Here is a 12,172-nt window from a genome sequence, read left to right as displayed (position 1 = left end):
ATCCATGACTGCTCCCCGCGATCCATTCTTCCCGGCTGATAAGTCCATCCGCGCCTCCAGCGCGCCGATTGAGGTGCGCAGGTTAGGTGTGGCGGATTATCGCGAAACGTGGGCGCTGCAAGCTGATTTGGCTGCGAAGCGTGCTGCGGATGAGGTGCCGGATACGTTTTTGGTGCTTGAGCATCCGTCAACGTTTACGGCCGGGAAGCGTACGCAGCCGGAGGATATGCCGGATCCGTCGTATCCGGTGCCGGTTGTCACTGTGGATCGTGGTGGGCGTATCACGTGGCATGGAGAGGGCCAGCTGGTTGTCTACCCCATTGTCAAGCTTGCGGAGCCGGTGGATGTGGTTGATTACGTGCGCAGGCTCGAAGAGGCGATCATTGAGGCCGTGCGCAAGGCTGGTGTGACCACCGCTGGGCGTATTGATGGCCGTTCCGGCGTGTGGGTGCCTGCAACGACAGAGGCGGCGGACCCGGCGGCGCCCAAGCGGGACCGCAAGGTCGCCGCACTTGGCATCCGCATCACACGCGGGGTGACCATGCACGGGCTGAGCCTGAATTGTGACAACACGCTTGAGCACTACAACCACATCGTGGCCTGCGGCATCGATGACGCGGATGTGACCACGATGAGCCTTGAGCTTGGCCGTGACATCACCCCAGATTCAATGGAGCCTTTGCTTATCGACGCTTTAACGCGCGCCCTCGCCGGCGACCTCATCGTGGCGGACCACTCGTTTGGCTCTGCTCCTGACCCGTCGAAAGGTCTGCGAAAGCGCCCCTCTTGACATATCTACTACGGTTGGGGGCGTGACTGTAGCACCTGAAGGCCGAAAGATGTTGCGCATTGAGAAAAGAAATGCGCAGACCCCTATTGAAACGAAGCCACGTTGGATCCGTAACGCGGTAAAAACCGGTCCTGAGTATGAGGACATGAAGCAGAAGGTCAAAGGCGCCTCGCTGCACACGGTGTGTCAGGAGGCTGGCTGCCCCAACATTCATGAGTGTTGGGAATCCCGCGAGGCTACGTTCTTGATCGGTGGCGCGAATTGTTCGCGTCGTTGTGATTTCTGCCAGATTAACTCCGCAAAGCCGGAGCCGCTAGACCGCGGTGAGCCGTTGCGTGTAGCCGAGTCCGTGCGTGAGATGAACCTGAATTACTCCACGATTACGGGCGTGACTCGTGATGACTTAGAGGATGAGGGCGCTTGGCTCTACGCCGAGGTTGTGCGCAAGATTCATGAGCTCAACCCGCACACCGGCGTGGAAAACCTGACTCCGGATTTCTCCGGCAAGCCGGAACTTCTGCAGGAAGTGTTTGAGGCTCGTCCTGAGGTGTTCGCGCACAACCTGGAGACGGTGCCGCGTATTTTCAAGCGCATCCGCCCGGCGTTCCGTTATGAGCGTTCCTTAGACGTTATCCGCCAGGCGCGTGACTTTGGTCTGATCACCAAGTCCAACCTGATCCTGGGTATGGGCGAAACGCAAGAGGAGGTCATGGAGGCACTGCACGACCTGGTTGATGCTGGCTGTGACATCATCACGATTACCCAGTACCTGCGCCCGGGCCCGATGTACCACCCGATTGAGCGTTGGGTGAAGCCTGAGGAGTTCATTGAGTACCGCGATGCGGCGTACGAGATGGGCTTTGGCGCAGTTATGTCCGGTCCGCTGGTGCGTTCCTCCTACCGCGCGGGCAAGCTCTACGTGGAGGCCATGGAGCACCGTGGGCTTGAGCTGCCGGAGAATTTGAAGCACTTGGCGGAGACGTCGCAAGGCGAAACTGCCCAAGAGGCCTCTACCCTGCTGGCGAAGTACGGGGAGAGCAAAGATCACCCGGTGACCACCCGCTAACATGAGTCGCATGGCTAAAGAGGATTCGAAGGCTGCTGCTAAGGCAGCCAAGAAAGAGGCACGCGCCGCGAAGCGCGCGAAAGGCAAGCAGACGCGTGGGCAGCTGATCCAGGCGTTCAACATCCAGCGCAAGCGGGATAAGATGCTGATCCCGATCATGTTGGCGTGCGTGTTTGGCGTTGCACTTGCGTTCTTCCTCCTTGGCCTGCTTTGGAGCGGCCAGTGGTATATGCTGGTGCTGGGCCTGCTGCTTGGCGTGGTGTTGGCCATGTTCGTGTTCTCGCGTCGCCTTGAGGCCTCGATGTATGACGAGGTTGGTGACACCCCTGGTGCCGCCGGCTGGACGCTGGAGAACATGCGCAACACCATGGGCATTGTCTGGCTGACCAAGACGGGCGTGCAGGCAAACACCCACATGGACACGGTGCACCGCGTGGTGGGTAACCCTGGCGTGGTCCTGGTGGGTGAAGGTAACCCGAATCGCCTGAAGTCTCTGATGGCGAAGGAGCACAAGCGCGTGGACCGTCTGCTGGCTGGTGCGCCTATCTATGAGGTGTACGCCGGTGAGGGCGAGGACCAGGTGCGTGTGCGTGACCTGCAGAAGCACCTGCTGAAGCTGCCGAAGAACTACCAGAAGAATGACGTGTACGGTCTGGCTGCAAAGCTGGATGCCATGGATGCGCGTACCCGCGGCGGCAATATGCCGGGCCTGCCTGGTGGACCGCTGCCTCGTCAGGCACAGAACATGTCGGGCATGAACCGCAAGATGCGTCGTATGCAGGAGCGCAAGGGCCGCTAAAACGCCCGCTCAATTGTGAGACGTCATGGCTACTGACTCCCGCATGACTTTCGCCGCCGAGGCCAACACTGCGTTGCGCCTCGGCGTTTTAATGCTCTCTGCAGGCGCGGCAAGCTACCGCGTGATCCGTTCGGTCAAGCGTGCGGCGCGCTCGATGGGCTTTGACCGCGCGGATGTCCTGGTGGGGTTCAACACGATTAGTTGCACGTTCCACCATGGGGATCAGTTTCAGACGGTGGTGGCGGATGTGCCGCTGCCCGGAGTTAACTCCAGCCGCATTGAGGCACTAGAGACCACCACCCACAACATGCTGCAGGATTATCACACTGCAGATGAGATCAACGCCGCGTTGGATGAGATTGAGCAGATCCCTACCCCGCGGTGGACCCTGTCGGTGGCGGCGATGTCGGCGGGCCTTGCGTGTGCGGGCTTTGCGGTGCTGAACCAGTTTGGGTGGGTTGCGGCGCTGTTGGTGTTCGTGGCTGCGGCGTGTGGGCAGTGCGTGCGTGTGTGGCTGCATCGCAAGAACTTCAACGTGCTTGGTGTGACTACGGTTGCGGCGTTTGTTTCCAGCTCTATTTACTTGATTGTGGCGACGCTTTTGGGAAACGTTTCGGGTGTGCCCGCCGCGTACGCTCCTGGTTTTATTGCCGCGGTGCTGTTTCTCATTCCGGGCTTTCCGCTGTTTACGGCGTTTGTGGATCTTGCGCGTTTTGACTTCACTGCGGGTATTCCACGATTCTTGTTCGCCCTTGAGGTCATCGTGGTGATCATGCTGACGGTGACGGTGGTGGCCATGCTGGCTGACATCCCTCCGGCCGATGACGTGATCCACGCGCACAGCTGGCAGTACCTGGCTTCCGGTGCGCTTGCTTCCTTTGTCGCGGTTGGCTGTTTCGCGCTGTTGTTCAATTCTTCACGACGCATGGCGCTCCTCGCCGCAACCACCGGCCTGATCGCCAACGTGGGCCGTTTGTGGCTGATTGCCTTTGAAGTGCCGGGGTTCCTCGCAGCGTTTATGGCGGCACTGTTTATTGGCGTTGCTGGTTCGCAGCTTGGTCAGGTAGGGCGTGTGCCGCGTGTGACGGTGACCATCCCGGCATCTGTGGTTATGATCCCGGGCCCCACCATGTATCGGGCGGTGTTGAACTTTGCCAACGGTGATACGCCCGAGGCGCTCTATGCGCTTACTGACGTCACCCTGGCGGTGCTGTTTATCGCCGGCGGGTTGATCATCGCCCGCCTAATCACTGACCCGGATTGGGCGTTTTCGCGCCAGATCAACTTCTCCAAGCATCTCGACGGGACGGCGCTCCCAATTAACACCTAGAGCCTGCTTACTAGAGCCTGATTACGGTGGTGTTGGTTGCGCGGTCGTGCATGCCGCGCCCGTCAGCGTCGACAAGAGCTGCGGGCAAAATGAACCCTGTCAGGATGGTGCGCACCGCAGCCCGCCAGAAGCCCACTCGCTCTTCCGCATCAACACGGGCTACCCCCATGCCCAGCAGCATCATGCCTGGAGTGCGGGCGAACAGCCAGCCACACAGGATTCCCATGGCTATCCACAGCAGGTAGGTCAGCGTGGCCCTATCGCCAAGCGCATCGGTCTGGGTGACCGCAAAGCTGGCAATGGCAAGGCAGATCAGCCAGTCAATCAGCACTGCCACCATGCGCCGCATCACGGACGCTTGTGAGCCAGAGCCGCTTTCCGGCATACCCAAAAATTCACCCGGATATGAGGGCACCGCGTCATCTTCATACATGTCTCACACACTAGCGGGCCATGTTTTGTCTAAAATTGATACCACTGTTTTACATCCGAAGGAGACACCCGTGGGCTTCGAAAACATCGAAGACGTACAAAAATTCATTCGCGACGAAGAGGTCGAGTTCATCGATGTTAGATTCACCGATGTTCCGGGAATCGAGCACCACTTCTCCATCCCCGCCTCCATGTTTGATGAAGATGTGATGGAGGAAGGCCTCGCATTCGACGGCTCTTCCATCCGTGGTTTCACCACCATCGAAGAATCCGACATGACGCTGATGCCGGATCTGGCAACAGCACGCCTAGACCTGTTCCGTGCGTCGAAGACGCTGAACATGAAGTTCTTTGTCAATGACCCATTCACGCACGAGGCGTTCTCGCGCGACCCGCGCAACGTGGCAAAGAAGGCAGAGGAGTACCTGGCGTCCACTGGCATTGCAGATACCTGCAGCTTCGGCGCTGAGGCGGAGTTCTACCTCTTCGACAACATCCGGTACGAGGTTGAAGGCAACCGCGCCTTCTACGAAATCGATGCTGAAGAGGGCTGGTGGAACCGTGGCAACGAGGTTGAGCCAGACGGTGGTCCGAACCTGGGTTACAAGAACCGCTGGAAGGGCGGCTACTTCCCTGTCCCGCCGCACGACAAGACGGTGGAAGTGCGCGACGCGATGGTGCACAACCTGGCCAAGAGCGGCTTCAACATCGAGCGTTTCCACCGTGAGGTGGGCAACGGTGGCCAGCAGGAGATCAACTACCGCTTCAACACGCTGCTGCACGCGGCCGATGACCTGCAGGACTTCAAATACATTGTGAAGAACACCGCTACGCAGTTTGGCAAGACGGCAACGTTTATGCCCAAGCCGCTGGCTGGTGACAACGGCTCGGGCATGCACGCCCACCAGTCTTTGTGGAAGGACGGGGAGCCGCTGTTTTACGACGAATCGGGCTACGGCGGCCTCTCCGACATCGCGCGCTGGTACATCGGCGGCATCCTGGAGCACGCCGGTGCAGTGTTGGCGTTTACCAACCCAACGCTGAACTCGTATCACCGTCTGGTTCCGGGCTTTGAGGCGCCGATCAACCTGGTGTACTCCCAGCGCAACCGCTCCGCGGCGATCCGTATCCCGATCACGGGCACGAACCCGAAGGCCAAGCGCATTGAGTTCCGCGCCCCGGACCCGAGCGGCAACCCGTACTTCGGTTTCGCAGCGATGATGCTCGCTGGCCTGGACGGCATTAAGAACCGTATTGAGCCGCACGCACCGGTGGACAAGGACCTCTACGAGCTGCCGCCGGAGGAGGCCAAGGACATCCCGCAGGCACCGACCTCGCTGGAGGCATCCCTGGCAGCCCTTGAGGCTGACCACGACTTCCTCACCGAGGGCGACGTGTTTACCGAAGACCTCATTGAGACCTACATCCGTTTGAAGGTTGACAATGAGATCGCCCCGGCGCGCCTGCGCCCGACTCCGCTGGAGTTCGAGCTCTACTTCGACTGCTAGAGCACTCGATGCGCACCTAGTACGCGCTAGGTGCGTAACTTTGTGCGTGCGGCGGCCGCTAGTTCATCATCGATAGTGGTGGCCGCCGTCGCGCGTATGCCTACAAGGCCCATGAGTACGGCGCTGGCAACGAGTGCGATGAGGATGCCGCGCCACTGCCCCGTCGCGTCGTAGGCGGCGCCAACCAGGATCGGTCCTGCGCCTGCCAAGAGGTAGCCGTACGGCTGCACAAACCCGGACAGTTTCGCCGTGACCACGTGTGATCGGCTCCGAGCCGGGATCAGCGCGATAGCGGTTGGGAAGCAAAATCCGCCGATGCCCAGGAGGAACGCCCAGAGGTAGGGCAGTTGGGCGTCCGTAAGCAAAAGCCCCAAATAACCTATTGCCGTGGCTGCGGCGAAGGTGACCACAAACGGGGTGAGTGTGCGGGCGCGGGCAATGAGCATTGGCATGACCAGCCCGCCGATCACATTCAGGCTGCCGAGAAGCGCCAACGCGATCGTGCCGGTTGTGGCTGACGCGCCGGCGTCGCGGTAGATCTGCGGCAGCCAGCCCATTTGGATATAGGCGTTCATGGACTGCAGGCCGAAAAACAGCAGGAGGAATCGTGCTGTTGGGGAGCGCCACAAAGCAACGTCGAGGGCCTGGTCGGGCTCGGCTGCGTTTGTGTTGTGCTGGGGTGCGTCGCTGCCAACCTTGGCCACAACCACGATCCACACGAGCACCTGTAGCGCTGCTGGCACAGCCCAGACGGCGAGTGCCCACTGCCACGCGCCGTCGCCGGAAAACACGAGCGCGCTCAATGGACCCACGGCGCCAGACAGGCCAAGCAGTGCGCCGTACACCGTCATCAATGCCACGAGGTGGCGCCCACCGTGCTGCTTAATCCACGCTGGCAGCAACACGTTAGCCACCGCGATGCCGGCAACCACGAAGCCGGTGAGCACGATGAACACCGCCATCTGGCCCACCCAGGGACGAACTGCCAACCCGATAAACGTGAACGCGGCGCCGATCGCGATAGTGCGGGTGAGGCCAAGACGCATTGCAACTGGCACCGCACTTAGGCCCATCAGCGCGAACAGGAATCCGGGCATTGCCGTGATCAGACCCGCCTGCGAAGCACCTGCACCGAAAGCGGCAAGTGTTTCCTCCAACACCGGACCTACCGAGGAAATACCGGCGCGCAGATTGATGGCCACCACAACAACTGCAGCGAACAACAGCGGTGCCGACAGCAGCGCCGCTGTGCTGCGGCACCGAGAAGCAGGACGCTGAGAAGTAGATCGCTTGGACGAGTTCTCCATTCGACCATTAGGCACCCAGATCACAAAAACGTCAACCTTTAACCAAACAAAGCGAGTACGGTACCGGTTATGTCCGAGAGGTACGGCAAGCTTCCCCCGCCTGGTCCGGCGTGGGGTGGCAGCTTGATGGGCACGTCTATCGTTGCCCGTTTGTTGGTTGAGGTGGGCATGCTGCCTTTGGCGGGCATGTTCGCCGTGATCGCCTGTGCCATCTTGGTTGTCCTGACGGCGGGGTTTGTACGGTACCGCAACCCTGCCTTCCAACGGACGACGTTGGCGGCGTGGGCCATGTACGCCATGGGCATCCTCGCGTTGGGCGATGCCCTTTCGGGACTCAGCGGCGAGCCTGTTTTCCGGATGATCGGCTTCTGGATCGGCGCGCCACTTGCCGTGGTGGTTTATCTAACGCAGCTGCGAGGCTTCCACGGCCCTCCGCAGTTCGCGTGGGGCTTGCCCCTTGTCGGGCCAATGGTTTCTGCTTCCACTGCGGGTGCACTATCCCGTAGCTTCGGGCACTTTTACCAGGTCACCGGCACGGTGCTGTTTTGCATGACTATTTTCACTGCTGTGCCGCTCTTCGCCTACGCATATTGGTCATGCTGGCGCGGCCGAGTGCCGCTCGAAGGTGCGACATCCGCCACCGCGTGGGTGCCACTTGGCGTAGCAGGCCAGTCAACGACGGCGATCCAGCTCCTGCACCCGGGAAGCTTTTCCATTTGGTATGGCTACGTGGCACTGAGCATCGCTATCCCGTTGGCACTCTTCGCCATGATCGTCTTTTACCCGAATGTGGCCCGCTGGGTTGACTACTCCCCTGCGTGGTGGGCATGCACGTTTCCCACAGGCACGGTCAGCATGGGTGGACACCAGGTTGCTCTCCTCAACGGCTCGCAGTGGCTAGACGTTGTGGCACTGAGCATCCCGGCACTCCTCATCGCACACTGGGTGATCTGCGCGGCGCGCTTCGTCTCTTGGACGATTAGCTCGCGTCAACCCACCTAACCCCCAAAGTTTTCCCACACACCCCAAAGGGATTACCATACTGGCGTGACTGACAAGTTCCGCGAACTTCCCCCACCCGGCCCCGCATGGGGCGGCAGCCTCATGGGCACATCTATCGTTGCCCGCCTGCTGGTTGAAGAAGAGATGATGGTAGCCGCCGGCTGCTTCGCCGCGATCGCGTGCGTCATCCTGATCGTGCTTACCGCAGGGTTTCTTCGCTACCACTTTCCCCGGTTCGGGCAAACCACCATGGCTGCGTGGTCGATGTATTTCATCGGCATCCTCGCCTTGGGTGCGGCACTTTCGGGGCTAACCGGCAACGGCGTCTACCGCCTTATCGGCTTTTGGATCGGCGCGCCGCTGACCATCCTCACCTACACCATCCAGCTGAGGAGGTTCGAGGGCAAACCGCAGTTCACCTGGGGCCTGCCCCTTGTTGGCCCGATGATTTCCGCGTCTGTGGCTGGTTGGTTGGCTCGTGATTACGGCCAGTTCTACCACCTAGTCGGCACTGTGCTGTTCCTCATGTCAATCCTTACCGCGGTGCCCACGTTTGCCTACGTCTACTGGGCTGCATGGCACAAGCGTGTGGACCTTACGGGTGCCAACTCCGCCACCGCTTGGGTGCCGCTCGGCGTGGTTGGCCAGTCCACTACCGCGGTCCAGATCATGTACCCGGGAACGTTCTCAATATGGTACGGCTATGTAGCGCTGAGCCTGTCCATCCCTTTGGCTATCTGGGCGATGGTGCAGTTCTACCCCAACGTGGCGCGCTGGGTGGACTACTCGCCTGCCTGGTGGTCGTGCACCTTCCCCACCGGCACGGTCAGCATGGGCGGCCACCAAGTAGCCCAGGTCAACGGCTCGCACTGGCTCGACGTGGTTGCGCTGAGCATCCCGGCACTCCTCATCCTGCACTGGACGTTGTGCTCCAGCAGGTTTCTCACATGGGCTCTTGCTTCACGACGCCCAAGCGCACCCTCCGAGTAATAAATTGCCCAAAAAGTTGCTGTAATTACCCACACCAAGCTATTCTGGCTTTACAGATCCCCCCTCCAAGCTTCTCGTAAGATCAGCGAAATATGAGAGGGGGGCTTGTTATTCTAAGACGATGAATCGCCGGAAGCCTTTTCTTCCCATTCCCCGCCAACTAGATTTGCTCACCAGCCGGGGTCTGACGCTCCCCGATAGAGAAGCTGTAGCCAGTTTTTTAATGCAACACAATTATTACCGCTTTTCTGGCTACATGAGGTACTTCCAGGTTGCTCCTTCACACGGCAATGAAGACTTCGAACCCAATACTCACTGGGGCGACATAGTGGAGATTTACAACCTCGATGTTCAACTCCGTGCCCTGTTGTTTGAAGGCATTCACCTCGCAGAAATATCAGCGAGAACGGCTTTCGCATACAGCGAAGCGAATATCCATTCCCCTTACGAAGAGTATTTAGCTACTGATGCTTACAAGCGCCCTCCTAACCCAACCATAAAGGCAACCAACGAGCTGATACTCAGCGAGCTGCACCGCTCACGTGAGCCATATATCGCAAAGTTTCGGAAAGGCTGCACAGACGTAAACCAGTTGTGGACCGACGACGTCCCCGTATGGGCTGCAGTAGAAACCTTGTCTTTAGGGACACTGTCTAAAGCGATCAGCTTCCGCAATGATGGGAATGCTGTTTATCAAGGAACCTGCAAGGCCCTCGGGGTCGGGCAGCCATACTTGTCGCCGCAGTTGCGTTCTTTCACGTTCATAAGAAACAAATGTGCCCACTCCTCCCGTCTTTGGAACTGTTTCGTTGTCGATCCTCCTCGGGTGCCGGAGGGGGTAAAACGGCGCGCAGAAAGGTTGAACGGTTCGTACGCAGGAAACTCAGTGTTTGCTGTGATCGTTGCACTCGATTATTTCCTGTTCACCACCAAGCTGCGTGAAGGCTTCTTGAACGAGTATCTACAGTTAGCCAGTACTTCAGAGTTATTTAGCCAGGGTATTTCTCATCCGCGAGCTTCATAACCCAAAACCAGTAAGCCCCTGCCTACCGCGCGGTGACACGCTCAAGCACCACGGATTCACGGCGCGCGGGCGCTTCGGCGCTGATGGTGAAGCCGTCGCGCAAGACTTCCAGGGAACGCTCGAAGCGGTACTCGTCGTCGGTATGCAGACTAAACAGCGGCTGGCCTGCGCGAACTTTGTCGCCCTTGACGGCGTGCAACTCAATGCCGGCACCGAACTGCACGGGATCTTGCCTGCGGGCACGCCCCGCCCCGAGGCGCCAGGACGCCACGCCAACGGACAACGCATCAAGCTCAGCGAGGTAACCGTCCGCATCCGCGGTCACGGTGTGCGTGTGCGCGGCAGTGGGCAGCGCGGCATCCGGGTCGCCACTCTGGGCGCGGATCATCTTCCTCCACGTGTCCATAGCGCGGCCGTCTTTCAACGCCGCTGCGGTATCGGCGTCGGGGACGCCGGCGGCCTTCAACATTTCGTCGGCAAGCGAAAGTGTTAGCTCCACAACATCATCGGGACCGCCGCCTGCTAAGACCTCGACTGCTTCTTCCACCTCAAGCGCGTTGCCCACCTTGCGGCCGAGTGGGGTGGACATATCAGTAATCAAGGCAACCGTGTTCGTGCCAGCATCAGTTCCTAGGTCAACCATGGTTTGGGCGAGCTCGCGGGCAGTATCAAGGTCTTTCATAAACGCACCAGATCCAACCTTGACGTCTAACACCAGGTTCGCAGTACCCTCGGCAATCTTCTTGCTCATGATGGAGCTTGCGATCAAAGGGATGCAGTCCACGGTAGAAGTGATGTCACGAAGCGCGTAAAGCTTCTTATCAGCCGGGGCAAGCCCGCTACCTGCGGCGCAGATCACGCAGCCGGGGTCTTCGAGGATCTCCATCATGCGCTCGTTGGATATTGCGGCCTGCCAACCGGGGATGGATTCCAGCTTGTCCAGCGTGCCGCCGGTATGCCCCAACCCGCGTCCGGAAAGCTGCGGCACCGCCACGCCGAAAGTGGCCACCAAGGGCGCCAGGGGCAGGGTGATCTTGTCGCCCACGCCGCCGGTGGAGTGCTTGTCCGCGGTAACGCGCGTAAGTGAGGCAAAGCTCATCGTCTCGCCCGAGTTGATCATGGCCTGGGTCCACTGCGCGATCTCTTCTCGGCTCATCCCGTTGAGAAAGATAGCCATGGCCAGGGAAGACATCTGTTCCTCGGCAACCACGCCGCGAGTGTACGCATCCACCACCCAGTCGACCTGCTCTTTACTCAAGGGCTGGTTGTCGCGTTTGGTGCGGATGACATCGACGGCGTCAAAGCGCTCGGCCATGGTGAATTCCTTCTGGTTATGATTTCGGTGTCAATCCATCACGGTAGTAGAAAACCAGGTGTTCCCATGGCCACCTCCGCAGTCACTGATGCCCAGCTCATCCAGCAGGCCCGCAACGCGCAGGCCCGTGCGTATGCGCCGTACTCCAAGTTTCCGGTTGGCAGTGCGCTGCTGCTTGATAACGGCGACGTGGTCCCCGGCTGCAACCTTGAAAACGCCTCCTACGGTTTGAGCATGTGCGCCGAGCGCAACGCCGTCGCCGGCGCGATCGTGGGCTCTGGACCGCGTGGGGTTGCAGACGCCGGGTTCACCATCGAAGCCGTGGCCATTGTGGGCAAACCTGGCGAGCCGTGTTTCCCCTGCGGCGCGTGCCGGCAGGTACTTCGAGAGTTCGGCTGCAAGCGCGTAATTGTGGAAGACGAGGAGGGTTTACGCTCATTTAAATTCAGCGAGGAACTGTTGCCCTACTCGTTTGGCCCGGAATCGCTCTAGACTCCATTTCGCACTCTAGCAGCGCAAACATGTGCGAAGCGCTGCTTAGCCTGCCCTATGGAAAGCTACCCTGACCTGCACAAAGCCAGCCTTTGCTTGCTTGTGCAGGGGTTGTAG

12 protein-coding genes are annotated in these 12,172 nt (G+C 59.7%); 9 read left to right on the top strand and 3 right to left on the bottom strand.

What is annotated here, in order from left to right; translation table 11 throughout:
• The first annotated feature begins 4 nt into the window (after positions 1 to 4).
• From lipB to HMPREF3104_RS11170, 4 genes are read left to right on the top strand one after another with little or no spacing between them, the layout of a single operon-like run.
• Positions 5 to 790, top strand: a complete 786-nt coding sequence (gene lipB, locus HMPREF3104_RS11185; protein WP_070495964.1) for a lipoyl(octanoyl) transferase LipB — start codon at positions 5 to 7, stop codon at positions 788 to 790.
• Between the two features lie 22 nt (positions 791 to 812).
• Complete coding sequence (gene lipA / locus HMPREF3104_RS11180; RefSeq protein WP_052203551.1) at positions 813 to 1,856, top strand: lipoyl synthase; 1,044 nt, start codon at positions 813 to 815, stop codon at positions 1,854 to 1,856.
• A 10-nt stretch (positions 1,857 to 1,866) separates the two neighbouring features.
• Positions 1,867 to 2,655: a DUF4191 domain-containing protein gene (locus HMPREF3104_RS11175; RefSeq protein WP_070496057.1), complete on the top strand. Its 789-nt coding sequence runs from the start codon at positions 1,867 to 1,869 to the stop codon at positions 2,653 to 2,655.
• 25 nt (positions 2,656 to 2,680) lie between these two features.
• Positions 2,681 to 3,985 carry a threonine/serine exporter family protein gene (locus HMPREF3104_RS11170; protein WP_070495962.1) on the top strand — a complete coding sequence of 435 codons (1,305 nt, stop codon included), beginning with the start codon at positions 2,681 to 2,683 and terminating at the stop codon, positions 3,983 to 3,985.
• Positions 3,986 to 3,995: 10 nt separating this feature from the next.
• On the opposite strand, the gene HMPREF3104_RS11165 is transcribed toward HMPREF3104_RS11170, so the two are convergent.
• Positions 3,996 to 4,418, bottom strand: a complete 423-nt coding sequence (locus HMPREF3104_RS11165; protein WP_052203547.1) for an RDD family protein — start codon at positions 4,416 to 4,418, stop codon at positions 3,996 to 3,998.
• Positions 4,419 to 4,488: 70 nt separating this feature from the next.
• On the opposite strand from HMPREF3104_RS11165, the gene glnA reads away from it, so the two are divergent.
• A complete protein-coding gene (gene glnA, locus HMPREF3104_RS11160; RefSeq protein ID WP_052203545.1) occupies positions 4,489 to 5,925 on the top strand; it encodes a type I glutamate--ammonia ligase in 1,437 nt (478 codons plus the stop codon).
• 26 nt (positions 5,926 to 5,951) lie between these two features.
• Here the strand turns inward: glnA and HMPREF3104_RS11155 are convergent, their stop codons facing one another.
• Positions 5,952 to 7,232, bottom strand: coding sequence for an MFS transporter (locus HMPREF3104_RS11155; protein WP_083279101.1), 1,281 nt, complete (start codon positions 7,230 to 7,232; stop codon positions 5,952 to 5,954).
• 69 nt (positions 7,233 to 7,301) lie between these two features.
• On the opposite strand from HMPREF3104_RS11155, the gene HMPREF3104_RS11150 reads away from it, so the two are divergent.
• From HMPREF3104_RS11150 to HMPREF3104_RS11140, 3 genes are all read left to right on the top strand, one after another.
• A complete protein-coding gene (locus HMPREF3104_RS11150; protein WP_083279099.1) occupies positions 7,302 to 8,234 on the top strand; it encodes an SLAC1 family transporter in 933 nt (310 codons plus the stop codon).
• A 45-nt stretch (positions 8,235 to 8,279) separates the two neighbouring features.
• Positions 8,280 to 9,224, top strand: a complete 945-nt coding sequence (locus HMPREF3104_RS11145) for a TDT family transporter (protein ID WP_083279097.1) — start codon at positions 8,280 to 8,282, stop codon at positions 9,222 to 9,224.
• Between the two features lie 121 nt (positions 9,225 to 9,345).
• Complete coding sequence (locus tag HMPREF3104_RS11140) at positions 9,346 to 10,248, top strand: Abi family protein (RefSeq protein ID WP_070495958.1); 903 nt, start codon at positions 9,346 to 9,348, stop codon at positions 10,246 to 10,248.
• Between the two features lie 22 nt (positions 10,249 to 10,270).
• Here the strand turns inward: HMPREF3104_RS11140 and HMPREF3104_RS11135 are convergent, their stop codons facing one another.
• A complete protein-coding gene (locus HMPREF3104_RS11135; protein ID WP_070495956.1) occupies positions 10,271 to 11,563 on the bottom strand; it encodes a thymidine phosphorylase in 1,293 nt (430 codons plus the stop codon).
• A 66-nt stretch (positions 11,564 to 11,629) separates the two neighbouring features.
• On the opposite strand from HMPREF3104_RS11135, the gene HMPREF3104_RS11130 reads away from it, so the two are divergent.
• Positions 11,630 to 12,055, top strand: a complete 426-nt coding sequence (locus HMPREF3104_RS11130) for a cytidine deaminase (RefSeq protein WP_070495954.1) — start codon at positions 11,630 to 11,632, stop codon at positions 12,053 to 12,055.
• Positions 12,056 to 12,172: the final 117 nt, after the last annotated feature.

Origin of the sequence: Corynebacterium sp. HMSC30G07, from assembly GCF_001806945.1 — a bacterium.
GTDB lineage: Bacteria > Actinomycetota > Actinomycetes > Mycobacteriales > Mycobacteriaceae > Corynebacterium > Corynebacterium riegelii.
The sequence above is the reverse complement of the archived record's forward strand: the minus strand, read 5'-3'. Positions and strand labels throughout refer to the sequence as shown.

Bases quoted from the DNA above. Each gene is read 5' to 3' on its own strand.
- HMPREF3104_RS11140 (WP_070495958.1), top strand. From the start codon at position 9,346: ATGAATCGCCGGAAGCCTTTTCTTCCCATTCCCCGCCAACTAGATTTG.
- HMPREF3104_RS11130 (WP_070495954.1), top strand. From the start codon at position 11,630: ATGGCCACCTCCGCAGTCACTGATGCCCAGCTCATCCAGCAGGCCCGC.
- HMPREF3104_RS11155 (WP_083279101.1), bottom strand. From the start codon at position 7,232: ATGGAGAACTCGTCCAAGCGATCTACTTCTCAGCGTCCTGCTTCTCGG.
- HMPREF3104_RS11150 (WP_083279099.1), top strand. From the start codon at position 7,302: ATGTCCGAGAGGTACGGCAAGCTTCCCCCGCCTGGTCCGGCGTGGGGT.
- lipB (WP_070495964.1), top strand. From the start codon at position 5: ATGACTGCTCCCCGCGATCCATTCTTCCCGGCTGATAAGTCCATCCGC.
- HMPREF3104_RS11135 (WP_070495956.1), bottom strand. From the start codon at position 11,563: ATGGCCGAGCGCTTTGACGCCGTCGATGTCATCCGCACCAAACGCGAC.
- HMPREF3104_RS11175 (WP_070496057.1), top strand. From the start codon at position 1,867: ATGGCTAAAGAGGATTCGAAGGCTGCTGCTAAGGCAGCCAAGAAAGAG.
- HMPREF3104_RS11165 (WP_052203547.1), bottom strand. From the start codon at position 4,418: ATGTATGAAGATGACGCGGTGCCCTCATATCCGGGTGAATTTTTGGGT.
- HMPREF3104_RS11170 (WP_070495962.1), top strand. From the start codon at position 2,681: ATGGCTACTGACTCCCGCATGACTTTCGCCGCCGAGGCCAACACTGCG.